General features: G+C 69.7%; 23 protein-coding genes and 1 tRNA gene. 10 read left to right on the forward strand and 14 right to left on the reverse strand.

The annotated features are described in order from the left end of the window. Positions 1 to 21 precede the first annotated feature (21 nt). From SK854_RS37980 to SK854_RS37990, 3 genes are all read left to right on the forward strand, one after another. Positions 22 to 1,830: a serine/threonine protein kinase gene (locus SK854_RS37980; RefSeq protein WP_319979988.1), complete on the forward strand. Its 1,809-nt coding sequence runs from the start codon at positions 22 to 24 to the stop codon at positions 1,828 to 1,830. A gap of 7 nt (positions 1,831 to 1,837) precedes the next feature. After that, on the forward strand, positions 1,838 to 2,575 hold the full coding sequence (locus SK854_RS37985; protein ID WP_319979989.1) for an SDR family NAD(P)-dependent oxidoreductase: 738 nt from the start codon (positions 1,838 to 1,840) through the stop codon (positions 2,573 to 2,575). A gap of 111 nt (positions 2,576 to 2,686) precedes the next feature. Beyond that, complete coding sequence (locus SK854_RS37990; protein WP_319979990.1) at positions 2,687 to 4,024, forward strand: glycosyl hydrolase family 18 protein; 1,338 nt, start codon at positions 2,687 to 2,689, stop codon at positions 4,022 to 4,024. Here SK854_RS37990 and SK854_RS37995 read toward each other — a convergent pair. Both SK854_RS37995 and SK854_RS38000 read right to left on the reverse strand, forming a co-directional pair. Further along, positions 3,917 to 4,324, reverse strand: a complete 408-nt coding sequence (locus SK854_RS37995; RefSeq protein WP_319979991.1) for a DMT family transporter — start codon at positions 4,322 to 4,324, stop codon at positions 3,917 to 3,919. The genes SK854_RS37990 and SK854_RS37995 overlap by 108 nt on opposite strands. Next, positions 4,324 to 4,638, reverse strand: a complete 315-nt coding sequence (locus SK854_RS38000) for a DMT family transporter (RefSeq protein ID WP_319979992.1) — start codon at positions 4,636 to 4,638, stop codon at positions 4,324 to 4,326. Before SK854_RS38000 ends, SK854_RS37995 begins: the two co-directional genes overlap by 1 nt. Before the next feature lie 50 nt (positions 4,639 to 4,688). Here SK854_RS38000 and SK854_RS38005 point away from each other — a divergent pair, with 50 nt between their 5' ends. Next, entirely contained in the window at positions 4,689 to 5,561 is an 873-nt protein-coding gene (locus tag SK854_RS38005) for a 5'-nucleotidase (protein ID WP_319979993.1), read from the forward strand. Here the strand turns inward: SK854_RS38005 and SK854_RS38010 are convergent, their stop codons facing one another. The 5 genes from SK854_RS38010 to SK854_RS38030 all read right to left on the reverse strand — a co-directional run bounded on the left by SK854_RS38010 (position 5,562) and on the right by SK854_RS38030 (position 13,852). Further along, the gene (locus SK854_RS38010) at positions 5,562 to 6,281 is read right to left on the reverse strand and encodes a hypothetical protein (RefSeq protein ID WP_319979994.1); all 720 of its coding nucleotides are present in this window, start codon (positions 6,279 to 6,281) and stop codon (positions 5,562 to 5,564) included. Between the two features lie 66 nt (positions 6,282 to 6,347). Further along, positions 6,348 to 11,813, reverse strand: coding sequence for an ATP-binding protein (locus tag SK854_RS38015; RefSeq protein ID WP_319979995.1), 5,466 nt, complete (start codon positions 11,811 to 11,813; stop codon positions 6,348 to 6,350). 160 nt (positions 11,814 to 11,973) lie between these two features. After that, a complete protein-coding gene (locus SK854_RS38020; protein ID WP_319979996.1) occupies positions 11,974 to 13,197 on the reverse strand; it encodes an MFS transporter in 1,224 nt (407 codons plus the stop codon). A 1-nt stretch (position 13,198) separates the two neighbouring features. Beyond that, positions 13,199 to 13,690 carry a Gmad2 immunoglobulin-like domain-containing protein gene (locus tag SK854_RS38025; RefSeq protein ID WP_319979997.1) on the reverse strand — a complete coding sequence of 164 codons (492 nt, stop codon included), beginning with the start codon at positions 13,688 to 13,690 and terminating at the stop codon, positions 13,199 to 13,201. A gap of 78 nt (positions 13,691 to 13,768) precedes the next feature. After that, positions 13,769 to 13,852: transfer RNA gene (locus SK854_RS38030), tRNA-Tyr, on the reverse strand. A 231-nt stretch (positions 13,853 to 14,083) separates the two neighbouring features. Here SK854_RS38030 and SK854_RS38035 point away from each other — a divergent pair. Together SK854_RS38035 and SK854_RS38040 are read left to right on the forward strand one after the other, a co-directional pair. Next, on the forward strand, positions 14,084 to 16,648 hold the full coding sequence (locus SK854_RS38035; protein WP_319979998.1) for an ATP-binding protein: 2,565 nt from the start codon (positions 14,084 to 14,086) through the stop codon (positions 16,646 to 16,648). 48 nt (positions 16,649 to 16,696) lie between these two features. Beyond that, a complete protein-coding gene (locus SK854_RS38040) occupies positions 16,697 to 16,987 on the forward strand; it encodes a hypothetical protein (protein ID WP_319979999.1) in 291 nt (96 codons plus the stop codon). Here SK854_RS38040 and SK854_RS38045 read toward each other — a convergent pair. The 4 genes from SK854_RS38045 to lnt form a co-directional block, all read right to left on the reverse strand. Beyond that, complete coding sequence (locus SK854_RS38045) at positions 16,984 to 17,457, reverse strand: TspO/MBR family protein (RefSeq protein WP_319980000.1); 474 nt, start codon at positions 17,455 to 17,457, stop codon at positions 16,984 to 16,986. The genes SK854_RS38040 and SK854_RS38045 overlap by 4 nt on opposite strands. Before the next feature lie 17 nt (positions 17,458 to 17,474). Further along, positions 17,475 to 17,762, reverse strand: coding sequence for a hypothetical protein (locus SK854_RS38050; RefSeq protein ID WP_319980001.1), 288 nt, complete (start codon positions 17,760 to 17,762; stop codon positions 17,475 to 17,477). A gap of 343 nt (positions 17,763 to 18,105) precedes the next feature. After that, positions 18,106 to 18,873 (reverse strand): polyprenol monophosphomannose synthase, encoded by a 768-nt coding sequence (locus tag SK854_RS38055; protein ID WP_319980002.1) that lies wholly within the window; start codon positions 18,871 to 18,873, stop codon positions 18,106 to 18,108. Beyond that, positions 18,857 to 20,404: an apolipoprotein N-acyltransferase gene (gene lnt, locus SK854_RS38060; RefSeq protein WP_319980003.1), complete on the reverse strand. Its 1,548-nt coding sequence runs from the start codon at positions 20,402 to 20,404 to the stop codon at positions 18,857 to 18,859. The genes SK854_RS38055 and lnt overlap by 17 nt, the downstream gene beginning before the upstream one ends. A 37-nt stretch (positions 20,405 to 20,441) precedes the next feature. On the opposite strand from lnt, the gene SK854_RS38065 reads away from it, so the two are divergent. Genes SK854_RS38065 through SK854_RS38075 form a run of 3 tightly spaced genes read left to right on the forward strand, consistent with a single transcriptional unit; the run spans position 20,442 to position 22,512 of the window. Next, a complete protein-coding gene (locus SK854_RS38065; protein WP_319980004.1) occupies positions 20,442 to 21,437 on the forward strand; it encodes a class I adenylate-forming enzyme family protein in 996 nt (331 codons plus the stop codon). A gap of 46 nt (positions 21,438 to 21,483) precedes the next feature. Continuing rightward, positions 21,484 to 21,879, forward strand: a complete 396-nt coding sequence (locus SK854_RS38070) for a class I adenylate-forming enzyme family protein (protein WP_319980005.1) — start codon at positions 21,484 to 21,486, stop codon at positions 21,877 to 21,879. A 27-nt stretch (positions 21,880 to 21,906) separates the two neighbouring features. Then, positions 21,907 to 22,512: a TetR/AcrR family transcriptional regulator gene (locus SK854_RS38075; RefSeq protein WP_319980006.1), complete on the forward strand. Its 606-nt coding sequence runs from the start codon at positions 21,907 to 21,909 to the stop codon at positions 22,510 to 22,512. On the opposite strand, the gene SK854_RS38080 is transcribed toward SK854_RS38075, so the two are convergent. Then, complete coding sequence (locus tag SK854_RS38080; protein WP_319980007.1) at positions 22,416 to 23,672, reverse strand: hypothetical protein; 1,257 nt, start codon at positions 23,670 to 23,672, stop codon at positions 22,416 to 22,418. The two genes, SK854_RS38075 and SK854_RS38080, sit on opposite strands and share 97 nt — an antisense overlap. Before the next feature lie 135 nt (positions 23,673 to 23,807). Here SK854_RS38080 and SK854_RS38085 point away from each other — a divergent pair, with 135 nt between their 5' ends. Continuing rightward, positions 23,808 to 24,002: a PspC domain-containing protein gene (locus SK854_RS38085; protein ID WP_319980008.1), complete on the forward strand. Its 195-nt coding sequence runs from the start codon at positions 23,808 to 23,810 to the stop codon at positions 24,000 to 24,002. 47 nt (positions 24,003 to 24,049) lie between these two features. Here the strand turns inward: SK854_RS38085 and SK854_RS38090 are convergent, their stop codons facing one another. Both SK854_RS38090 and SK854_RS38095 read right to left on the reverse strand, forming a co-directional pair. Further along, entirely contained in the window at positions 24,050 to 24,592 is a 543-nt protein-coding gene (locus tag SK854_RS38090; protein ID WP_319980009.1) for a hypothetical protein, read from the reverse strand. A gap of 159 nt (positions 24,593 to 24,751) precedes the next feature. Then, positions 24,752 to 25,222 carry an HIT family protein gene (locus tag SK854_RS38095; protein ID WP_319980010.1) on the reverse strand — a complete coding sequence of 157 codons (471 nt, stop codon included), beginning with the start codon at positions 25,220 to 25,222 and terminating at the stop codon, positions 24,752 to 24,754. Positions 25,223 to 25,278: the final 56 nt, after the last annotated feature.

Below are 25,278 nucleotides of genomic sequence, written 5' to 3' on the forward strand. Positions count from 1 at the left end.
AGAGGGGACGGGAGCACCCGCGTGGAGGACAGCAGCAGGCTCATCGGAAGCCGCTACCAGTTGAAGCAGAAGGTCGGCCAGGGCGCGATGGGAGTCGTCTGGCAGGCCTACGACGAGCAGCTTCACCGCGTGGTCGCGGCCAAGGAACTGCTCGCGCTGGACGGCCTCGACGAAGCCAGGGTGGCCCGCGCGAAGGCCAGGGCCATGCGCGAGGCCCGCCTCGCCGCGCGCCTGGAGCATCCGAACGCCATCCGCGTCTACGACGTGGTGGAGGAGGACGGCCGGCCGTGGCTGATCATGGAGTACCTCCCCTCCCGCAGTCTCGCGGCCGTGATCACCGAGCAGGGCACGCTGCCACCCCGTGAGGTGGCCCGCATCGGGTGCTACACCGCCGCCGCACTGGCCGCCGCGCACCGCCACGGCATCCAGCACCGCGACGTGAAGCCCGGCAACGTCCTGATCGGCGACCAGGAAGTCAAGATCACCGACTTCGGCATCTCCCGGGCCACCGACGACGACGGCACCGCCACCGCGACCGGCACCGTCGGCACCCCCGCCTTCTTCTCCCCCGAGGTCGCCCGCGGCGAGGACGCCGGTCTCCCCTCCGACGTCTTCTCGCTCGGCGCCACGCTCTACAACGCCGTCGAGGGCGGCCCGCCGTTCGGCACGGCGGACAACAACCTCGTGATGCTGCACCGCGTCGCCGGCGGTTCGATCATGCCGCCCGCCAACGCGGGCCCCCTGCTGTCCCCCGTGCTGTTCCGGCTGCTCGCGAACGACCCCGAGCGCCGTCCGAGCATGCAGGAGGCCGTTCACCTGCTGGCCGCCGTCGTGAACGAGACGCCGCAGGCCTCCCAGGCGACCGTGGTCATCCCGGCGACGGTCAAGCTCCCGGCCGAGGCGCAGCCGGAGGAGAAGGCGAAGCAGGAGGCCGCGGCCGCCGCGGCGGGCCTGATCGCGGGCGCGGCGGCCGTGGAGGCAGCCGGTCTGACCGCCCCGCCCAAGGCAGAGCCCGAACCCGAGCCGGCACCGGAACCGGAAGCGGCACCCGAGCCCGAAGCGACGCCGGAACCTGAGGCGACGACACCGGTCGCCGAGGTGAAGGCGGAGGCACCTGCTCCCGCCGAGGAGAAGGCGCCGGAGGCAGCCCCGATCGTGACCCCGCCGGTCCGCGAGACCGCGGCGCAGCCTCCCACGCCGGTTCTCCCCGTCAGCCCTCCGCCCGCGCCCCCTGCGGAACCCGACGAGAACCGCCGCAAGTTCCCGCTGGTCCCCATCGCGATCGTTCTCCTCGTGCTGGCCGTGGGTGTCGGATCGTTCCTGTTGTGGCCCAAGGGCAACGGCAACCAGAACAACGCCCAGCCGCCGACCGGCAGCCAGACCGGCGCGAGCACCCCGTCGAGCCAGCCGACGTCGGGTCAGACCCAGCCGCAGGAACCGGCGAACAGCCAGACCCCGCCACCGGAGAACTCCCAGACGAACCCTCCGGCCGGCACGCCGAGCCAGGGCCAGCCGGAGCCGCCCGCCGGGCCGAAGAACGCCCAGGAGGCGATCACCGCCTACTACGCGCTGATCCCCGGCGACCTGCAGACCGGCTGGACCCTGCTCACCGACAGCTTCAAGGCCGGGCGCGGGCTGACCTACGACGGCTACCAGTCGTTCTGGCGCAGCTACACCTCGGTGCAGTTGTCGAACTTCGTTCCGCAGGGCGACAACGCCGTGACCGTGACGTTGCAGTACATGCAGGGTGGGAACGTCGCCATGACCGAGACGCCGACGTTCACGTTCGTGCAGCAGAACGGCAAGTGGCTGATCAACAGCCAGGGATGATGGCGGCATGACTCGACGCGCACTCGTCACCGGAGCCTCCCGCGGCATCGGCGCCGCCATCGCCCACGCCCTCGCGGCGAGCGGCCACCAGGTCGCCGTCCACTACCGCTCCGGCGCGGACGAGGCCCAGGCCGTGGCGGCGAGCCTGCCCGGCGACGGCCACGTGACCGTCCAGGGCGACCTCGGCGCGAACCGGGCCGGGCAGGTCGTGAGCGAGACCGCCGAGAAGCTCGGCGGTCTCGACGTCCTGGTCAACAACGCGGGGATCTACTTCCACCACCCCGTCGCCACGACGAGCTTCGAGGAGTGGCAGGACGCCTGGCGCCGCACGATCGAGCTCAACCTGTACGGCCCCGCCGACCTCGCCTGGCACGCGGTCCGGCACATGAGCACGGGCGGCCGCATCATCAACGTCGGTTCGCGGGGTGCCTACCGGGGTGAGCCCGACGCCCCCGCGTACGGCGCGGCGAAGGCCGGTCTGCACGCGATGACCCAGTCGCTCGCCCAGTCCCTGGCGCCGCGCGGCATCGCGGTCGCGGGCGTCGCGCCGGGATTCGTGCGGACCGACATGGTCACCGACCTCCTCGCCAGTCCCGAGGGCGAGCGGATCCGGTCGCAGAGCCCGTTCGGGCGCGTGGCCGAACCCGACGAGGTCGCCGCCGCCGTCGCGTGGCTGGCCACGGAGAACGCGCTGTGGGCCAGCGGCACGATCATCGACGTCAACGGCGCCTCACACCTCCGATGATTCGCCGAAACCGACCGGAACCAGTTCCGGTCGCGAGTTGATCTTCCAGCAACCGGTCTAGACCACTAACGTCGCGGTGGGCGCTCGACGAAGTGGAAGGCCTCCCCTGCAATGCGTTCATTCCGTTCACGCCTCGGTGCCGCCGGCCTCGCGCTGGCCGCCGCCGCGGCGACATTGACAGTCATGGCGCCTGCCGCGCAGGCCGCCTACCCCGCCGGGTTCAAGAGCGTCGGCTACATGCCGTCGTGGGCCGGCAACGTCAGCTCGATCCAGTACAGCAAGCTCACGCACATCAACTACTCGTTCGTGCTGCCGAACTCCAACGGCACGCTCCAGGGCCTGCCGGACCCCGGCAAGCTGCAGCAGCTGGTGAGCCTCGGCCACCAGAACGGCGTCAAGGTCTCGATCGCGGTCGGTGGCTGGAACGACGGCAACGACGACAACTTCGAGATCCTGGCGGCCAGCGCGAACGGTCGCACGACGTTCGTCAACGCGCTGATCAACCTGGTCAACCAGTACAACCTCGACGGTGTCGACATCGACTGGGAGTACCCGGATCCGGGCGCGGAGGGCGACAACTACACCCTGCTGATGCGTCAGCTCGGCGACCAGTTGCACAGCCGCGGCAAGCTGCTCACGGCCGCGGTCGTGAGTGAGGGCGGCACGGCGAACGGCGTGCAGCCCGCGGTGTTCGGCATCGTCGACTGGCTCAACATCATGGCCTACGACGGTGGCAGCCCGCACGCGAACTACGACTGGTCGATCGCTTCCGTCAACTTCTGGAAGAACCGCGGACTGCCTGCGAGCAAGGCCGTTCTCGGTGTGCCGTTCTACAGCCGGCCGACCTACATCTCCTACCGCGACCTGGTCGCGCAGGACCCGGCCAACGCCAACCGCGACAGCTACAACGGCAACCAGTACAACGGCATCCCGACGATCAAGCGCAAGACGACGTGGGCGCTGTCGAACGCAGGCGGCATCATGAACTGGGAGCTCTCCCAGGACACGACCGGCAGCACCAGCCTGCTCAACGCCATCTGGGAGACCGCCGGCAACGGCAACCCCCAGCCTCCGACCGGTGGCACCATCACCGGCTTCGGCGGCAAGTGCGTCGACGTGGCCGCGGCGAACTCGGCCAACGGCACCGCGGTGCAGCTCTACACGTGCAACGGCACGAACGCCCAGCAGTGGACTCGCAACGGAAGCACGTTGCGCGCCTTGGGCAAGTGCCTCGACGCGTCGGGTACCGCCAACGGCGCGGTGACCCAGCTGTGGGACTGCACGGGTTCCGGCAACCAGCAGTGGACCTCCGAGTCCAACGGCCAGCTGCGCAACACGGCGTCAGGAAGGTGTCTCGACGCCACCGGCAACAGCTCCGCCGACGGCACCAGGCTTCAGCTCTGGGACTGCGCCGCCACCGCCAACCAGCGGTGGACCATCAACGCCTGAGGCTCCTGACTTCAGGAACTTCAGCCCGATGACGCAGGCGATGATCCCGGTGAGGAACACGATCTTCCACGCGGAGAGCGTCTCCTCGCCGGTGATCATCGCCCACGTCACGGTCAGCGCCGCACCGATGCCGACCCACACGGCGTAGGCGGTCCCGACCGGAATCCGCTTCATGCCGAAGGAAAGCCCGACCATGCTCAGCGTCGCGGCGACCAGGAAGAGCACGTAGGCCCCCTGGGACAACGCCGTCGCCCACACCGCTTCGAGCACGGCGCTTCCCAGCAACACGGCCCAGTACATCAGCTCACCACCTTCAGGCCCGCGACGCAGCCGATCAACGCGACGAGCAGCAACGCCCTGGCCACCCCGAGCTTCTCCTCACCGCGCAGCACCGCGACGAGCACCGTGAGCACGGCCCCCACACCGACCCACACCGCATACGCCGTGCCGACCGGGATCCCGCGCATCGCCCACGCGAGTCCGACGACGCTCAGCGTCATCGACACGGCGAACACCACCACCGGCCACGGCCGGCGGAAACCCTTCGACGCCGAGAGCGCCGTGGCCCACACGGCCTCCAGCACCCCCGACGCGATCAGCACCACCCAGTACATTAGTACGACCGTACCAGAAAAGCGCGAACCGGGCGGCTACGATCCGTGATGTGGCTCCCAGCCTGGAAAACCTGCTGGTCGTAGGCGTCGCGTCGAGCGCTCTGTTCGACCTGACCGCGTCCGACGCCGTCTTCTCGACCGAGGGAGAACAGGCCTACCGCGCCTACCAGGAAGCCCACCTCACCGAACCGTTCGCGGCGGGCGTCGCGTTCCCGTTCATCCGCCGCCTGCTGCGACTCAACGCGCTGGCACCGCTGGTCGAGGTGATCGTGCTGTCGCGCAACTCCCCCGACACGGGCCTGCGCATCTTGAGGTCAGCCGCCCACCACGGCCTCACGATCACCCGCGCGATCTTCACCGAGGGCCGGGCACCGCACGAGTTCATGCCGGCGCTGAACATGTCGTTGTTCTTGTCCGCCAACGAGAACGACGTCCGCAAGGCGACGCTGGCGGGAATGCCGGCCGGCCAGGTGCTCAAGTCGTCGTTCCAGGACGACGACGATCCGGCGCTGCGCATCGCGTTCGACTTCGACGGCGTCCTAGCCGACGACGCGTCCGAGCGGATCTACCAGAGCGGCGGGCTCGACCAGTTCCAGCAGCACGAGGCCACGAACGTCGTCACACCACTGGATCCCGGGCCGCTGAGGAACTTCCTCGCGGGCGTGAACCGCATCCAGCGCCAGGCGGAGGACCGCATCCGGGTCTCGGTGGTGACCGCGCGGTCCGCTCCGGCTCACGAGCGCGCGATCAACAGCCTCAAGGCCTGGGGGCTGACGGTGAACGACGCGTTCTTCCTGGGAGGCTTGAAGAAGGCGCCGATCCTGGACGTGCTCAAGCCGCACATCTTCTTCGACGACCAGCGTGGGCACCTGATCCAGACCGTGCCGTGCGTGCACGTCCCGTTCGGCGTGACGAACGAGTGATCACGAGCGGCGCCACCACCTCTTCGGCCGTGGCGCCCGCACCGGGTCCAGGCCCAGCGTTTCCAGCTCGGCCAGGTTGCCGGCGTGGGTCTTGGTGTTCAGCGCGAGCGTGCCCAGCTGCGGATCTTCCTCGCCGATCTCGACTTCCTCGGTCAGCAGAACGTCCATCAACCGCTTCACCGACGGCGACGGGATCGGCTCGTCGACCGCGAAGTGCAGCATCAGGTGCTCCATGCCGGTGTCGCGCCACCGGGCGTTCGACACCCAGACCGTCCTGATCGCGGGGAACTCCGCGATCCGCCGCACCAGCGCCTGCCGCAGCGCGATGGCCAGCGCGTGTGTGGACGGACGAAGCTGCAACCACTCCCCCGCGGCGTCGCGGCCGCGCTCGCGCATCGCCCGGCGCAGCAACGGCACCGGCACGCGGGCCCAGCCGCCGAACGAGTGCAGCGACAGCATGTCGACACCGGTCTGCTTCGCGATGTCCAGCAGTCGCAACACATCGCAGTGCACGGCACCGGCGGCCTGCGGCAACTGGTCGGCGCAGCACGCCTCGCTGACGAAGCCGGGAATCGCGGGGCCTCCATCCGCGCCCGTGGCGAAGAGCACGGAGCCGCTCGCCTGCACGGGCACGAACACCCCGTGATCGGCCAGCGCGGCGAGCAGCCGCTCCGAGTCGTCGGACTGGGAATCAAGAGCAGCGGCGAGCGCGGAGTTCACGATCATTTCCTCCCCCAAGGAAAAAGCCCGGCCACCCAACGGGATGACCGGGCCTGATCCTAGAGGCTACTTCGCGAGACCGTCCTCGATCGCCTTGATGATCGCCGGCCGCAACTGCGCGGCCGAGATGATCGCGTCGACCGCCCCGACCTCGACCGCGCGCTGCACGCTGTGCACCCGGTCGAACTCGGCGGCCATCTCGTTGAGCTTCTCGGTCCGCACGCTCTGCCGCGTCGTCACCAGCTCGCCGGTCAACGCCGCCCGCTCGGCACCGGACGCCTCGGCCACCGCGGACTCCAGCTTCTTCACGCGCGGGTCGTTGGCCGTGCGGCCGTCGACCTCGCGGGCGAACACCACGGCCGCGGCGGGCGCGCCACCGATGACCGAGGCGAAGGAGCCCTCGACCGCGAGCACCGTCATGGACGGGTTCAGGGCCTTGGAGAAGACCACGAACGCGCCGCCGTGGTACCGCGAGATCACCGTGAAGACGATCGGGCCGCGGAAGTTGACGATCGCGCGGCCGATCTCGGCGCCGTACTCCAGCTGCAGTTCCCGCATCGACTCCGGCGAGCCGTCGAAGCCGGACAGGTTCGCCAGCACGACCAGCGGGCGGTTGCCCGAGGCCGCGTTGATCGCGCGGGCCGCCTTCTTCGACGACTTCGGGAACAACGTGCCGGCCGTGTAGGTGTCCGGGCCGTCGGTGGGCGGGAAGCCGGTGCGCGACACTCCGCGCGACTCGACGCCCAGCAGCGTCACCGGGATGCCGCCGAGGTGCACGTCCTGGACGACGGCGGTGTCGGCGTCGGCCATGCCGGCCCAGCGCTCCAGCACGTCGTGGTCCTGGTCGGACAACGCCCGCATGACGGTGCGGATGTCGAACGGCTTCTTGCGGTCCGGGTTCGACTCGATCGAGAAGATCTCGCCGACCGTGTTGAACGGGCTGTCCCCCACCACGTGCGGGTACGAGGAGACGTCACGGCCGACAGGGTCCGAAGTGGACACTCGGCGCGGTCCGACCTCGCCCGGCGCGATGTAGCTGTGCTCGTAGTGGCCCAGCAGCACGTCGAACGCCGCCCGCAGGTTCGGGGCCCAGTACTGCGCCTGGCCGTTCGGGCCCATGACGCGGTCGTAGCCGCCGATGCCGTAGTTGTCCTCCGCCGAGACGCCACCGGAGAAGTCGAGCGCCTGCTTGCCGGTCAGCACCATCGCCGAGTCCGGGGTCATGACCAGGATGCCCTTGGTGTGCATGAGCATCGTGGCCTCGGCGTTCCAGTACGGCTGGGCGCCGACGTTGATGCCGTTGACGACGACGTTGATCTCGCCACCGTCCTGCGTGAACTCGACGATCCGCTTGAGCGCCGCGGCCACCCAGTCCATGTTCTCGACACCGGAGTTCATCGAGATCTTCGCGCCGGACGAGAGCGAGAACCACTCCAGCGGAACGGAGAGCTCCTCGGCCAGGTCGATGGCGTGGATCACCCGCGAGCACTCGGGCTCGGCCAGCGCGCCCAGGGACTTCGTCGGGTCGCCCAGCAGCACGACGCGCTTCATGCCCTCGGGGTAGGCCGGGGTCGGCGTGGTCACCACACCGACGACGATGCCGGCCTTGTTGCCACCACGCGGGCGGTCGACGGGCACGAGTGCGCCCTCGACCAGGTCGTGCTCCACGAAGGACCCGCCGTCGCCGACGAGCATGTCGACCAGCTCGTACGGGTAGATCGTGCCGCGCGACTGGGCGCGCAGGACGTTCTGCCGGTAGTCGTCGAGCGGCTGGATCGGGGCCGTCGGGGGCTGCACGAACGAGAACCGCACACCGGCCCCGGCGTCGTTCGCGATCCGCACCCCGATGTCGGTGATGTCACCGGACACGGGATCCCTGCGGCGCGCCAGGAACAGGACCTCTTCCAGGTCCAGGCCCGCGGTCGTCGGCAGCACGCGCTGACCGATCGCGTCCAGGTCCTTCGACCCGAGCTCGGTGGGCGGCCACGCGTAGAGCACCACGCGGTTGGTGGCCAGCCGAGTGCGGCCACCGGACTGCGCGCGAGCCCTGCGGATGCCGTCCAGGCACGTGGCGAGCACGTCCTCGGCGGCGGGCAGGGCCACGATCCGGCCCTCGTCGTCGCGCAACGGCGTCAGGTCGCGGACCTGGCCGAGCGCCACGAGCCGCTCGTCGGACTTGTTCGCCTTGGCCACGGCGCGGAACAGGTAGACGTCCTCGTCCACAGAGGACAGCCGGGTGAGGTCGAACTCGCGCAGCCGTTCGAGCTGCATGCGTTCGGCGATGCGCGGGTGCAGCCCGCGCACCAGCCTCTCCTCCGCGAACCCGTTGGACGACGGGCGGAACGTGAAGTGGTGGTGCATCGACTCGCCGCGACGGCCCGCCACCGTGGTGGTGATGCGGGTGATCGTCGGCGGCAGCTGGTGCGCGGCCAGTGCGGCGCCCAGACCGGCGGCCATCTCGTCCTGGTCGGACGGGCCGTCGGCCCAGTTGACGTAGAGGTCCGCGACGACCGCGCTGCCGGTGCCGTGCTTGACGACGTCGCCGACGGCGTCGATCAGCGACGGGAACTCCACCGCGGTCGAGATGAGCCGCGTCTGCTCCGGCTCGTTCTCCGCGATGAAGAACGCCCCGTTCACGCGCGGGTTCTCCAGCGCCTTCTTCGTGTAGTAGCGGCGGGCCAGCACCTCCAGCAACGGGGTGTTGTCCGCACCGGGCTTGCCGATGCGCTGGCCGAGCAGCCGCACCAGCGGTTCGGCCGACGCCACCATCGCCACGATCCGCTCCTCGCGGTCCGCGGCCTGCGGCTGCGCGTCGAGGTGGATCAGGTGCTTGCGGACCTCGCTGTGCACGCGGGCGCGGTTGCGGCGCACCAGCGGCTGCGCGAACCAGGTGAACACGACGCTGCGGGCGAGGTCGGCCACCGCCGGGTAGCGGACCTGCGTCGCGGCGACGATGTGCTCCAGCACCAGGCCGATCTGGACCTGCTCGGACTCGACCGGCGGCGCCTCCTGCACCCACTGGCGCAGCAGGGTCGTCGCGACGGCCGCGTCGAACACGCCCCGGCGCGACGCCACGAAGATCCGGAAGACGGCCTGCTCCAGCTCCGGCGTGCGGTCGAGCTCGGTGATGCCGTAGTGGCCCATCACGTTCTGCAGGCGGGCGCGGAAGCCCTCCGGCAGCGCCGCGCGGTCGGCGTCCAGAGTCTTCAGGTACGTGTGGAGGTGCTCGCGCGGAGAGTGGATGTGGTTCTCCGGCTTGGTCTCCTCACCGGCGGGACGGTTGCGCGAGAGGTCGCAGAGGTCGGCGAAGATGCCGAGCAGCTGGGCCTCCTGCACGAGCGGCCGCTCCAGCAGGTCGTGCCGCGCGCCCATGTAGTCCGTCAGCACCCGCTCGGTGTCCGCGGCCGTGGTGTCGAAGCCCAGCAACAGGTTGCGCAGGTCGTCTAGGCCACGAGCGACGAGTTCCTCCGGCCGGACGTCCGTGCGCGGCGCGGGCAGTTCCAGCTCGACCGCCGACTCGGACTTCTGCTCCTCGACGGCGCCGGCCTCGTCCTCGATCTCCTCCAGCTTGAGCAACGCGCCACCGGCGGGCACCTGGGTGCCGACGACGACGTTGAGCTCCTTGAGGCGGGCGCGGAACGGCGCGCGCAGCACCGTCTCCATCTTCATCGCCTCGAGCACGAGCACCGGCGCGCCGGCCTCGACCTCGGCGCCGACCGCGAGCGGTGTGGCGACGACGAGCGCGGGCATCGGCGAGCGCAGGACGCCGCCCTCGTCGCGGGTGACGCGGTGGGTGACCCCGTCGACCTCGACCTGGTGAACCACGCCGTGCGTGCCGGTGACGACGCGGAAGCGCTCGCCGTTGACGGTGATCTGGCCGACGTGGTGGTCGAACCGCTCGACGTCGACGTCCCCGGTCAGCACGGTGTCGGAGTCCGCGGCGGACACGCCGACGCGGTACTTCGCGGCACCGATGCGGGCGACGTTCACGAGGTAGGGCTGGCCGCGCAGCACGAACTCCAGCTTGACCGCGCCCTCGTGGTTCGTGCGCGGCTGGCCGCCACGCGAGGACGCCAGCAGCTCGGAGCGGTTGATCTGCTCCTCGTCCTCGTACACCTCGATGCCGGCAGCGGCCAGGGCGATGGCGGAGTGGCGGTGCGAGATCAGGCCGCCCTCGGCGCGGACGCGGTCGATCCACGAGGTGTCGGCCGAGCCGTCGATCACGGCGGGCTCGTCGAGCAGGTCGAGCACGAAGCTCTTGTTGGTCGTGCCGCCCTCGATGATGACGGTCGTCTCGGCCATGGCGCGGCGCAGCTTGCCCAGCGCCTCGTCACGGGTGCGGCCGTACGCGATGATCTTCGCGATCATCGAGTCGAAGTCGGCGGGGATCTGCGAGCCCTCGGCCACGCCGGTGTCGACGCGGATGCCGGGGCCGGCCGGGAGCTCCAGCCGGACGATCGTGCCGGGGCACGGCGCGAAGTCGCGGTCCGGGTCCTCGGCGTTCAGGCGGGCCTCGACCGCGTGACCGAGCTCGACGGGCTTGTCGCCTTCGAGCTTGCCGCCACCCGCCACGTGCAGCTGCGCCTTGACCAGGTCGAAGCTCGTGGTGATCTCGGTGATCGGGTGCTCGACCTGCAGGCGGGTGTTGACCTCGAGGAACGCGAAGAGCTTCTCACCGGGGTGGTAGAGGAACTCGACGGTGCACGCGCCGCGGTAGCCCACCGCGTTCGCGAGCCGCTCGGCCGAGGCCTTCAGCTCGTCGACCTGGTGCGGCTCCAGCACGCACGACGCGGACTCCTCGATGATCTTCTGGTTGCGCCGCTGCACCGAGCAGTCGCGGACGCCGAGCGCCCACGCCGTGCCCTGGCCGTCGGCGATGACCTGCACCTCGACGTGCCGGGCGCCGGTGACCAGGCGCTCCAGGAACATCACGCCGGAGCCGAACGCGCGCGCGGCCTCCAGGCTGGTGCGCTCGAAGTTCTCTTCCATCTCCGCGGGGGAGGTGATCTTGCGGATGCCCCGGCCACCACCACCGGCGGTCGCCTTGAGCATCAACGGGTAGGTGACCTCCTCGGCCACCTTGAGGGCGTGCTCCAGGTCCGTGACGGCACCGCGCGACCACGGCGCGACGGGGACACCGACCTCCTCGGCGATCAGCTTCGAGCCGATCTTGTCACCGAGCTTGCGCATGGCCTCGGCGGACGGGCCGACGAACGCGACGCCGACCTTCTCGCACAGTTCGGCGAACTCGGGGATCTCGGCGACGAAGCCCCAGCCGACCCACGCGGCGTCGGCCTTCGTCTCGACGAGTGCCCTCTCCAGGACCTCTAGATTGAGGTACGGACGGTCAGCCGCCAGGCCGAGGTTGTAGGCGAGGTCCGCTTCCCTGACGAAGGGCGCGGACTTGTCGACATCGGTGTACAGGGCGACGGTCTCGATCCGTTCCCCTGACTCGGCGGCGAGCTCACGGACGGCGTGGATCAGCCGCATAGCGGCTTCCCCGCGGTTGACGATCGCTACACGACTGAACAACGACTTGGCTCCTCGCGGACATTACGACCTCAGCGGCAAACGCCGCCCAATCGATGTACACACTCTCGTCTACTACCCGGTAGGAAAACCGCTAGATCGAAGCGAGTTGAGCAGCGTGGTTTGTATGAAACCAACAAGCCACCAGGTCCTCGGCACAGCATCACTTGAGCCCGTGTCCCAACTCACCACCCCGCTCGGCGTTCACCCGGGACCACGCGAGCCCCGCGGCGAACACGAGCGGTAACGCCGTGATCACCAGGGCGGTGCGCACCGACAGCGCGTCGGCCAGGACTCCCCCGGCCAGCGCCCCGACGGGCTGCCCCACCCCGAACGTCATCATGCGCCCCACCAGGTTGACTCTGCCCTGAAGATGATCAGGGGACAGCAGCTGACGCACCGTGATGCCGTTGACGATCACGATCGTCGAGGTCAGACCCCACAGGGCGGTGCCCAGCACGGCGAGCCACCAGAGCTGCGCCCCCACCAGCAACCCCATCACCCCCACCCCGGCGGTCAGTCCGATCGTGGTGGTGCGGCGGGGTTCGCAGGTGTCGCTGATCGCGGGCATGAGGACCGTGGCGACGAACGACCCGGCGGCCAGCGCGCTGAACAACACGCCGATCCGCACGTCGTTCTGCGGCACCTCGAACACCCGGAAGGCGTAGACCACCAGCAGCCCGGACACGGCGCCGCCCGCGACCGCCTGACCGAGACCCAAGGCGAGGAAGAGCCGGACTGTGGGCTCCCTCCACAGGAAGTCGAGTCCCTCCCGGATGTCCGCTTTGAGGGAGGTGCGCGGCGGCCGGGTCAGGTGCAGCGGCCGCAGGATCGTGCGGACGAGCGCCGCGGACACGGCGAAGCTCACCGCGTCGAGCGCCATCGTCCCGGCCGGCCCGTGGATCGCGAACAACACTCCCACGACCGACGGCGCAGCGACGTGCACGGCGGTGGCCGTGCTCCAGATGGCGCTGTTGGCCCGGACGAGGTTCTCGCTGCCGACGAGCGCGGGCACGGCACCGAAGGTGGCCGCGTCGAACCAGACACCGACGCTCGCGACCCCCGCCGCGACCAGCAGGAGGTGCAGCGGGGTCAGCGCGTGCAGAGCCGACGCCACGGGCACGCTGGCGAGCAGCCCGGCGCTGACCAGGTCGGTGACGACCATGACCGTGCGCCGGTGCGTGCGGTCGACGAGCGCGCCCGCGACGAGCCCGAACGCGAGGTACGGCGCCGCGGTCAGCGCCGCGAGCGCTCCCGTGTACGCGGCGCTGCCGGTGAGCGAGTACATGAGGACGGGCAGCGCGACACCCGACACCGCGGACCCGGCCGTCGAGACCAGCCTGGCGAGCCAGAACTTCCTGAACTCCCGATCGTCCCAGAGGGTCACATCAGGACTGGGGAATCCGGATCACGCTCCCCGGGGTGATCACGTTGGGGTCCGTGATGACGTGCGGGTTGGCCCGCACCAGCCGCGTGTAGGTGTTGCCGGAGCCGTAGAACTGCGTGGCGATCGACCACAGCGTGTCACCGGCCTTGATCACGTACTCCTGGTACACCCGGTAACCGGGCACGATCCGCGGCCCGTACACCACCGGCACGATGACCTTGTCGAGTTCGGCGCCGTCCTGCGGCGACACCCAGAACACCTCGACGAAGAGCCGGTCGAGCGCGAACGACGCCCCCGACACGTCGACCTGGACCTGGAACTGGCCGTGGCCGCCGACCCCGTCCCCCGCGGTGAACCCGCCGACCACCTCGTCGTGGCCCTCGTGGATCCGGTAGCCGAACTGGGCCTCGAACGCCCCGCCCGCGGTGCCGGCGATGTGGACGCGGCTCCCGACCAGGCCGAGCGCGCGAGGTTGCTGAACGTCGATGGACATGGTGTCCCCTTCCTCCGCTAGTTAGGTCGTGAGCGGAGCGGGGGTCGTTGCCGGGGTTCACCCCGGTGGCGCAACGGCTGGTGGTGGAGGTCGGAGTCGAACCGACTCTGCACGGGGCTCCCGTTTTACAGACGGGCGGGGCTCCACAGCCCCATCTCCACCATTGTCGTGCGCATTTCTGGCGCACGAAAAAGCCGCCCTGACCCGTTCGCACGGGCGGGCGGCTCTCGACGTCGGTGAGGCCTTACGGCGTCACGACGGAGAGCCTGAGCTGGGCGGATAGCTGCGATAGCGGCGCATGCGGACCACCTTGCCGGACCGTCCGCGACGTCGCCAGCCATTTATCCGGCTATTTGACGGAAACGAGGTTCCCGGCGTGGACGACATCCAGGCGTGAGGGTTGTGGGGCGTGGCCGTGAGCTCGCCGCGGCGCGGTCGTGGCTGGCGGCGGAGACCGGGCGGCTGGTGCTGTGCGGCGGCGAGCCGGGCATCGGCAAGACGCGGCTGGCCCAGGAACTGGCCGGGCACGCGCTCGCGATCGGCCGGGAGGTCGTGTGGGGGCACTGCGTCGAAACCGCCGGCGCGCCCGCGTTCTGGCCGTGGCGGCAGGTGCTGAAGGCGACCGGCGCGGATCCTGATCTCGTGCTCGCGCACGACGCCGAGGTGCCGCAGGACAGGTTCCGGGTGTTCGACGCGATCGCGACCGCGCTGGACCGCGACGGCCTGGTGATCATCGTCGAGGACGTCCACTGGGCCGACGAGGCGTCACTGCTCGTGCTCGCTCATCTCGCCACGCAACTGCGGAACGTGCTGTTGTTCGCGACCTTCCGCGATCCGTGCCCGGCCGTCGCGGACCTCATGCGCTCGGCCGACCGGATCGACCTGCACGGCCTGTCCCCCGACGAGGTCGCGGAGCTGGTCGGGACCGAGCACGCGGCCACGATCACCGAGCTGACCAGCGGGAACCCGTTGTTCGTCACGGAGATCGCCCGCGCGGTCGGCGACGGCACGTGGCGCGCGGACCAGCCACCGCGCAGCGTCCGCGACATCGTCACCGCCCGCCTGGGCCGGCTCTGTCCCGACGCCCGCGAGCTGGTCAAGACGGCCGCGCTGATCGGCCGCGACTTCGACCTCGACCTGGCCGCCAGGGCCTCCGGACTGCCGATCAGCGCGCTGGACGAGGCCACGACGCTGATCGACGCGACCGGGCACCGGTTCGTGCACGCGCTGACCCGCGACGCCGTCGAGGCCGCGCTCACCCCGGCCGAACGCCGCGCGCTGCACCGCCGGATCGCCGAGGCGATGACGAGCAGCACGCGCTATTCCGACGTGGCCCGGCATTGGAACGCTTGCGGCGAAACAGAAGAGGCCCGCGCGTGGACGATCCGTGCGGCGCAGGACGCGGTGGTCCGGCTCGCCTACGAGGAAGGCGTGCGTCTCTACCGCGCCGCCGCCGAACTGGACGACAGCCACGACATCCAGGTGGCGCTGGGCAGAGCCGCCTACTTCGCCGGGGACCTCGCCGGATGTGTCCAGGCGGCCCAGCGCGCGGCTGAGCTGGCCTCGTCGCCCGAGCAGATCGCGGAGGCCGCCCTGGTCCTCGAAGCCGCACCCGGCGCGGGCGTCAACGCGGTCGCGACCCCGTTGTGCGACAACGCCCTTCGCCAGGACGTCGGCCCGGCCACCCGCGCCCGGCTGCTGGCCCAGCGCAGCCACCTCGCGTTCTACCGCGGCGAGCAGCACCGGCTCGACGAGCTCAGCCGGGAGGCGCTGAGGCTGGCCCGCGGCGACGATCGTGCGCTCGCCGAAGCGTTGCACGCCAGGCAGGAGGCGTGCCCAGGCCCGGCCGGACGTGCCGAACGCCTCGACCTGGCGACCGAGATGATCGACCTCGCCCACCGCACGCACAGCCCGCGCGGTGCGATGTGGGGCTCGCTGTGGCGCATCCACGCGTTGGTCGAGAGCGGCGAACTCGCTGCCGCACAAGAAGAACTCCCGGCCCTGAAGCTGGCCTGCGAACGCGTCGGTGGCCAGGTCCCGTTGTGGCACCTGGACGTCGTGACGGCGTGTCTCGCCCAGGCACAGGGCCGTTTCGCCGAGGCCCAGGAGGTCGGCCGCAGAGCCTACGACCGCATGCGGGTGATCGAGCGCGAACCGGCTTCAGGCGCCTACTTCGCTTTGCAGTGCGGGCTTTCCTGTCATCTCGGCGTCACCGAGGACGGCCTCGCGCTGGCCCGTCACTTCCACGACCCGCCACCGCGGTTCCGGCTGATGTCGAAGCTCACGCGGGCGTTCCTGTTGCTGCGCGCGGGTTTCCGCGACGAGGCCCTGGACTTCTACCGCCGGTCCGGCCCCATCGCCGAGTGGGACCTGCCCGCGTTCTTCGTGCTGCCCGGCCTGGTCGACGCCGTCCTGGTGACGTCGGGCCTGGGGCTGACCGAGGACCTGCGGCTGATCCTGCCCCGTCTCGCGGAGTTCCGCGGCGAGCACGCGGCCGGCAACGGCGTCGCGTACATGGGCCCGGTCACCCTCGCGCTGGGCCGCGGTCACCTGGCACTCGGCGACCACGAGCAGGCCGTCGCGGACCTCACCGCCGCCGTCGACGAGGCCTCCCGCGCCGGCGCGCCCGCGTTCGCCGCCGAGGCCCGCTGGCACCTCGCGGCCGCGTTGCGCGCGGCAGGCCGTGACGCCGACGCCGTGCACCGCGCCGCCGACCGTGCGATCCGCACGCTGGGCATGACCGCGTTCACCACGACCGAACTGAGCGGCCGCGAGCACGAGGTCGCGTCACTGGTCACCGAGGGCATGACGAACCGGCAGATCGCGCGCCGGCTGGTGATCTCCGAGCGGACCGCCCAGAACCACGTCCAGCACATCCTCACCAAGCTCGGCTTCAGCACCCGCAGCCAGATCGCGGCGTGGATGAGTACCGCACCGAGTACTCCGGCGGATGGCTGACCAGCGCGAACTTCCTACCTTGGGAGCACACCGACCGAGGAGGACCCCATGTGGCTCACCATCGCGACCCCGCCCATCCAGTCCCTCGACCAGCTCGACCAGGTGATGGGCGCGGCCACCCCCGACGGCCTGCGCGCCCGCTACGCCTGCCGGGCCGACGGCGAGTTCCGGGTCATCGCCGTGTGGGAGTCGAAGGAGCACGCCGACCGCTTCTTCCGCGAGGTGCTCGGCCCGATCCTGGCCCGCGTGCTCGGCCCGGAGCCGTCCGGCGCGCCCGCGATGACCGGCATGGAGGTGCTGCGCGAGTTCGTGCCGCGCCAAAAGACGACTATCAGCTAGTTCAGGACCGCGATCGACACGTTCAGGGCCGCCGCGAAGCTCACCCACGCCAGATAGGGCACCAGGAGCGCCCCGGCGGCCCTGCTCCGCCGCCAGAACGCCACGATCACCGCGACGATCGCCAGCCACAGCACCAGGATCTCGGCGAACGCCACCCAGAACCACCCGAGCCCGAAGAACAACGGCGTCCAGGCCGCGTTCAGCACCAGCTGCACGCCGAACAACGCCAACTCGTTCCGGGTCGCTCCCGCGCGCCAGGCAAGCCAGCCCGCGACCGCGATCATCACGTACAGCGTCGTCCACACCGGACCGAACAGCCACGCGGGCGGCGCCCAGGAAGGCTGCTCCAGAGCCATGTACGTCGATCCGGCCGACACGGAGAACAGCGACCCCACCACGGCGGTCACCAGCACGGCGCCCGCGAAGAGCCCGAGAGCGCGAACCGGATGGCGTTCGGATACCAGCGTCATGCCAGGGTGATACCCGTTCACGAGCCGGCCAAAGCACGAACGATCTCGAGCACCGCCGCCCTGCTCGGCCGCACGCGCTCGGCGGCGTTGAGCAGCGTGAGTTCGTCGACCAGCACGGCCTCGCGGATCTGCGCGTCGTGCCCCGGCAACTCGGCCCGCAACGCCTCCACCAGCCGCGACCGCAACGCGCGGCCCAGCGGGTCGTCAGCCGGCAGCAGGCGCCAATGCGTGCGCAGGATCCGTGCCGCCACGTCCTCGCCGCCGACCACCCAGAGCAGGCGGATCATCCGGTCGGCGAGGCCCATGGGAACAACGGTAAGGCCTGCTCCTGAAGTCGGCTCAGTACCTTCGACCACGAATCTTTCCCGGATCGGGAACGCTCGCGGGGCTCTTCCCGACAGGGGATTCACCAACGAATCCCTGGAGGAAACAGTGTCCTGGAATGGCAGACCCGCGAACTGCGGGAAGTGTCACGGCAGCACCATTCGCTGCGACACCTGCAAGGGCAACGGCAAGGTGCAGTGGACGTTCGGGGACTGCACCTCGTGCGACGGCACCGGCCACGTGTGCCCGTCGGACGGGAAGTACTGGAGATGACGGCCGTCACTTCGGACCGTCCGTGAAGAACGGTCCGAAGCGCCGGGCGGTCTACTTCTTCTTGCCGGTGAACAGGGCTTTGACCTGGTTCCCGCGGCGGCGCAGACCCCACTTCGTCACGCGGATCAGCGCCTCGCGCACGATGTTGCCGCTCATCTTCGACTCGCCGAACTCGCGTTCCAGGAACGTGATCGGCACCTCGCGAACCCGGAAGCCCAGCTCCAGCGTCCGCCACAGCAGGTCGATCTGGAAGCAGTAGCCGGCCGACGCGACCGAGGCGAGGTTCAGCTTGCGCAGGGTGTCCGCGCGGAACGCCCGGTAGCCGCCCGTCATGTCGCGGATGTTCGCGCCCAGTGCGAGCCGCGAGTACAGCGAGCCGCCCAGCGACAGGAACTTGCGCTGCGCCGGCCAGTTCACGACCTCGCCGCCCGGCACCCAGCGCGAACCCAGGACCAGGTCGGCCTTCGGCAGCGCGTCGAGCAGCCGGTGCAGCTGCTCCGGTGCGTGCGAGCCGTCGGCGTCCATCTCGCAGATGACGCCGTAGTCCCGCTCCAGCGCCCACTGGAAGCCCGCGACGTACGCGGCGCCCAGACCGGCCTTCTCGGTGCGGTGCATCACGTGGACCCGGTCGTCCGCGGCCGCCATCTCGTCGGCGAGCTGGCCGGTGCCATCGGGGCTGCCGTCGTCGACCACCAGCACGTGCACGTCGGGCAGTGCCGTGTGCAGTCGCTTGACGATCTTTCCGATGTTGTCCCGCTCGTTGTACGTCGGGATCACCACCAGCACCTGCCCGAGTTCCTGGTCAGGCTGCCGCGCCATTCGAGTCCTTCCGTCGTCGGGTGAAGCCCAGCGCCAACGCCACAAGGCCCGCAGCGGCAATCACCCACTCGGGCCAGGCTCCTAGCCAAGTCGCCAGCGTAGTCTGTGACCGCAGCGGCAGTGTCGCGACCAGGGCACCCGGCTCGAAAAGCCCAGTCTTCTGAGTGACGGAACCGTCAGGTTCGACGATCCCGCTGACGCCTGAGGTGGCCGCCACGACCACGGCCCGTCCGTGCTCCACCGCACGCAGTCTGGACATGGAAAGCTGCTGGTAGGTCATCTCCGTGTAGCCGAACGTGGCGTTGTTCGTCGGGATCGCGATGATCGTCGCGCCGGCCGTCACGGAGTCGCGGACCACTGAGTCGAACGCCACTTCGTAACATGTGTCAATCGCGACCTTCGCCGGTCCCATGACGAAACCTTCCGGGTCCGTGCCGGGCTGGAAGACACCCGCCCGATCGACCTCGGACGCGAACAGCCGGAAGAACGACCGCATCGGCATGGTCTCGCCGAACGGCTGCAGCTTGCGCTTCGTGTAGGTGTCCGTGGCCCCCTTCTCGGGGTCCCACAGCACCACCTGGTTTCGCGGCAGCCCGTCGCTCTTGTCGACGACCACGGCGCCCACCGCGATCGGCGCCTTGATCGCCTTCGCCGCCCTGTCGATGACCGCGGCGGCGTCGCTGTTGCGGAACGGGTCGATGTCCGACGAGTTCTCCGGCCAGATCACCACGTCGGGCTGCTTCACCTTGCCCGCCGCCACGTCCGCGGCCAGTTCGAGCGTGCGCTTCGCGTGGTTGTCGAGCACGGCCCGGCGCTGCGAGTTGAAGTCGAGCCCGGCGCGCGGCACGTTGCCCTGGATCGCGGCGACGGTGACCGTCCCGGCGGACGCGTCCACCCCCACGGGCACCACCAGGCCTACCGCCAGCGGCACGACGACCAGCGGCAGGCCGAGCTTCCAGTTCTTCACGAGCCAGAACAGCCCGAACCCGGTCAGCACCACCGCGAACGTCACCAGCGGCGCCCCGCCGAGCGAGGCGAGCGGCAGGAACCAGCCCTCCGGCTGCCCGAAGGCGATCTTTCCCCAGGTGAACCCACCGAACGGGAACACCCCGCGCAGCGCCTCGTCCGCCACCCACAGGCACGCCGCCCAGAGCGGCCACCCCGGCACGCGCGACGCGAACGCCATCGCCGCCGTGCCGATCGAGATCATCAGCGCGCACGCGAACGCCAGCGGCAGCCACGCGATCAGCCCGACGAACTCACCGGTCCACCGCAGCAGCGGCACCATGAAGCCGAGCCCGAACAGCAGCCCGTACCCGAAGCCTGCGCGCGCACGCCTGTCGTAGATCACATGCGCGAGCAACGCGAACCCGACCGGCGCCAGGAACCACAGCGGGCGCGGCGGAAAGCTCAGGTAGACCAGCACGCCGCCGGCGACGGCGAGTGCGATGCGCGACAGCACCGGAGTGCTCACTTTTCGCCTGCGCGCGGGCAATTCCGGCGATTCCGGCGCGATGGGGGGTGCGACCACCCGATCAGAGTACGAGGCCCCGGAGTACACAGGACGTATGAGCTACGTCGATCTTGTGTTGGAGCGACTGTCCACAGACGACGACCGTGAGTCCGTGATCGGCGGCGACACCAGACTCACCCGCGCACAAGCCCGTGACCTGCTGTTCCGCCTCGCCGACGGTCTCGTCCAGCGCGGTATCGGCCCCGGCGACGGCGTGGCCGCACACGTCGGCAACACGCCGGAGGCCGTTCTGCTGGCCGTGGCCGTCCACCTGCTCGGCGGCCGGCTCGTCTACGTGCCGCCGGAGCCGGGCCCGAACGAACTCAGGGCGTTGATCGAGCGAGCCGACGTGTCCGGGGTGGTGGTCGACCCCGCCTTCAGCACCCGGCTCGACGGCTGGGACCTCGCCGACCTCCCCGGCGACCCCGTCGAACGCGTTCCGGCGCCCGGCTTCACCACCGTCATGTACACCGGCGGCACGACCGGTCTGCCCAAGCTCGCCGTCCACCGCTCCGACGACCGGTGGGCGGCGTCTGCGCAGACACCGCCCATGAACCTGCTCTGCAACACGCTCATCACCCACGGCAGTGGCTCCGGCGCGGCGCGGCTCGCCCTGATGACCGGCTCGAAGCTGGTGCTGGGCCCGTCGACGTTCGACGCGGACACGTTCGTGCGCCTCGCCCGCGACGAGGAGATCAACGCGACGATGTTCGTGCCGCCGATGATGTACGAGGTGCTCGACCACCCGGACTGTCCCGGCCCGCAGTTCGGCGTCGTCATCCTCGGCGGCTCCCCGCTCGCCCCGCAGCGGCTGCGCCAGGCGATCGAGAAGTGGGGCCCGGTCGTCAACCAGGGCTACGGCATGACGGAGGCCATGGCGATCACGATGATGCCCGCGACGTCCGTCGACCTCTCGCGGCCGGACACGTTGCGCACGGTCGGCAAGGCGAATCCCGCCATGGAGGTCGAAACCCGCGACGGTGACGTGTGGGTGCGCGGCCCGTTCGTGATGGAGGGCTCTGCTGGTCATCAAGATCTGGTCCGGGTGTGAGTCGACGAAAAGCGCGTCGACTCACACCCGAAGGGGTGAACCCCCATTGAGCGAAACGGCCGATGGCTGGTTCAACACCGGCGACATGGGCTATTTCGACGACGACGGATTCCTCTACCTCAACGACCGCAGCAAAGACGTCATCGTCACTGGTAGAACGTCCGACAACGTCTACTCACGCCTGCTTGACGACTTTCTCGTCACGCTTCCCGGCATCCGGCAGGCGGCGGCGGTCGCCCGGCCGGACGAGGCACTGGGCGAGGTCGTGCATCTTTTCCTGGTCACCGAAGGACCGGATGTCGATGTCGACAGAATTCGCGATTCGGTCGTTGCCGAACTGGGTGAGCTTTACCAGCCCAGAGGGGTCACGATCGTGCCTCGACTGCCCCTGACCAAGGTGGGAAAGGTCGACAAGCGCAAGCTTCGCTCCCAGTTTCGGTAAGGTTCGGGCTAAATCAGGAGGTGACGGATGCCCCGTCCAAGCGTGGAAGCCGAACGCAAGGCGCAGATCCTCGCGTCCACCTGCAAGGTGATCGCGGCAGAGGGCTTCCGCCACCTCCGGGTGTCCGACGTGGCCAAGGACGCCGGCGTGTCGGGTGGAACGGTCCACTACTACTTCGAGACCAAGCGCGAACTCACCGACGCGGCCTTCGAGCACTGCTTCGAGCTCTCGGTCCGGCGCCGCCGCTGGATCCTCGAGTCCGACGAGCCCCCGTTGTCGCGTCTGCGCATGGTGGTCGAGTCGTACCTCCCCGAGGGGGCCGAGACCGTCGAGGCGTGGAAGGTCTGGGCGGAGCTCTGGGTCGAGGCGATCCGCAGCCCCGAACTGCAGGAGCTCAACGAGCGCTTCTACGGCGAGTGGCGCGACATCGTGGCGAGCATCTTCCGCGACGGCCAGGCCTCCGGCGACATCCACTCGTCCGGTGACCCGCTCGAACTGGCGAACATGATGGTCAGCATGCTCGACGGCCTCGCGCTTCAGGTGCTCGCGGGATCGAGGGCCATGACGGTCGACGCCATGCGCACCACGTGCCTGAGGTTCGTCGACCAGCTCTCCACCGCGTCCGTCGGATAGCTCAGTCCGCTCGTCACCACGCACAGCACGAGCAACAGCGCTACTGGCGTGCGCGTGAAACCCAGGAACAGCAACCCCTTCGGCACCGGCACGGTCTCCGCGAACCGCTGAGCCTCGCTGAGCAGCAGCCCGGCGAACATCAGGAACACCACGGCCAGCGGGAGCGTGCGCCCGACAGCGCTCACCGCGATGAGGCTTCCCGCGGACACCACCACGACCGCGGCCGTGAACCACCAGTGGTGCGGCGAATGCGACGGCCCCTTGCCGCCACGTGCCATCAACCAGTCCCCGAACAACACCGCCACCGTGCACAACACCAGCACCCGCATGGCCGTCAACGCGTTCTCCCCGTCGTACGCCATCGGCACGTAGGCGATCCCCAGGGCTACCAACGGGGTTACGGCCAGCCCGCGGGCCACCCGCATCACCGCGGGCCGTTGCTCCACGCCCGGCCTCATCGCCGACCTGGCCCGGATCTGGTCGGCGTCGCCCAGCTTGCTCTTCGCGGCGTCGGCGTCCTCCAGTTCCCAGACCACCCACACGAGCCCGAGCAACACCACCAGACCGAGCACGATCGCGTACCCGGTCAGCTGCCGCGGCCCGTAGATCCACCCGACGCCCCCTACGAGGACGCACAACCCAAGCCGGATCAACGCCCCGAGCTCCGGCCGCGCACTGCGCCACGTCTTCTGCGGCCACGACGTCAGCACCAGCCGTCGCATCACGAACCACACGCTCGCGCCCATCGCCACCGCCGCGACGACCATCGCCAGTCCCATCCCAGGCCGCGCGAGAGACCGCGTGTCCCCGAACAACATCACCGCCGAGACGAGCGACACCACCGTCACCTGAACCCTGAGACGCCCCAACGCCCACAGGTGCTGCCGAACCCAGCGATCCCGGTTCCGCCAAGCCGACTCGACCGCCACCGTCACGAGAAACCCGAGCGCGATGAGGCCGACAGGATTGCCCGCGAGATGCCCCACGGCGAGAACGGTGATCGGCACCGCCCGCGGATACGGACTCTCGACCAGCGTCAGGCTGCGCAACGGCGACGGCGGCCCGTTTCGCTCCTTGGTCCGCAACCACTGCCAGGCATGCCACAACAGCGGCGCGTAAACCGCGATGAACACCGTGTCGATCAGGAAGTCAACGCGCATTTCGGCTCCCCCAACGTTCGGGACAACCGTGCTGTCGCAGGTCACAGCCCTGGAGTTACGTGATGTAGCTCATCCGGGTGAAATCAGGGTTCATCCCCGATGCAACAGATGGACGAAAGTGGGCATCCTGGGTATATGACCACGACAGTTGCTTTGAGCAGGCCCAGGACCAACCGGATGATCGCGGGTGTCTGCGCGGGGCTCGCCCAGCGCTGGGGAATGAAGGCAAGCACCGTGCGCCTTCTGTTCCTGCTGTCCTGCCTTCTGCCCGGACCGCAGTTCGTCGTCTACATCGTGCTTTGGGTGATCATGCCCGACCGCGGTTACTGATCGACCGCAGGGAACGCCGCCCACCCCTCAGGTGGGCGGCCGTCCCGTCAGGGGGCGATCAACTCGCGGTAGCCGGGAATCGGCACACCGCCCGCCTTCTCGTACCGGAGCGCGTCGCTGGTACCGACGCGGGTGCCGTCACCCAGGCTCCTGTTCGAGGTCCACAGGATCGCACGCAACTGCGCGTTCTCGACGGACAGAACGTCCTCATTGGACCGCAGCTCACCGTTCTCCAGGGACCACTCGGCGACCGCCGCCCAGAACTTCTCCACCGCCTCCCACACGAGAAGGCAGCGCGGCCCGAGCACGACTCGGATCTCCTCCGTCGTGTGGAACTGCTCCAAGCCGTGCGAGGCGAGGTGCTGCAGGACCTCGACCAGCGTCACGACGAGTTCGTGGTTGGCCTCCTCGGCGGCCAGCTTCTCCGCGACGCGCGCGACCATCGGCAGCACGTCGTCCGGCGTCGTGCGGTCCGCCGCCACGCAAGCTGTCACCTTCGCGACGTTCAGCTCGCTCTGGTCGTCGAGGTGCTTCCAGGTCAGTCCGGCCGACTCCGCCAACCGCTGCGGTGCGGTCCTGCGTCCCCACATCTGCTTCTCCCCCAAGTGCGACTACCGGGAGATCATCGCAGAGGCGTCCACTGGAATGTCCCTTGACCAGGCGCAGGAACGCCTTCCACGCTTCCGGCTGGACCGCCAGGTGAGCAACGAGCGATGTGCTCAGTGCTTCCGGCACGCCCCAGGAGTGCGCTAGTTCTCCGTGTTGGCGGGCGCTGCTGGCGGTGCGTCGGCGTCGAGCCCCTGGCGAACGGCACTGGCTTCTTCGTCGAGCAGAGGGCGAGCACGGGTGGCCCAGTCCGCGTCGATGCGGAAGCTGTCGCCGCGGAAGCGTGGAAAGACGTGCAGATGGAAGTGGAAGATCTCCTGGAAGGCGGCTTCTCCGTCGGCGAGGAACACGTTGACGCCCTCGCAGCGCAGACCAGAGCGTCGAAGGGCGCGGCCCACGCGGTGGCCGATCCTCCAGACGTGTGTGCTCGTCTCCTCGTCCAGGTCTTCCAGCCCGACGGCATGCAGCCGTGGCACTACGAGGACGTGCCCCGGCGTCACCGCGCCGAGGTCCATGAACGCAACGACTCGATCATCTGCATATGCCACGCTCGCCTCGGCCTCTCCGGCGACGATGGCGCAGAAGACGCATTTCTCTGGCCTCTGGTCATTCACGTGCAAAGCGTTGCAGCTGCGTCGTGGGCGACGCGAGGCAGAGTGATGCCGGCTGC

It is taken from the genome of Lentzea sokolovensis, assembly GCF_033949975.1.
GTDB lineage: Bacteria > Actinomycetota > Actinomycetes > Mycobacteriales > Pseudonocardiaceae > Lentzea > Lentzea sokolovensis.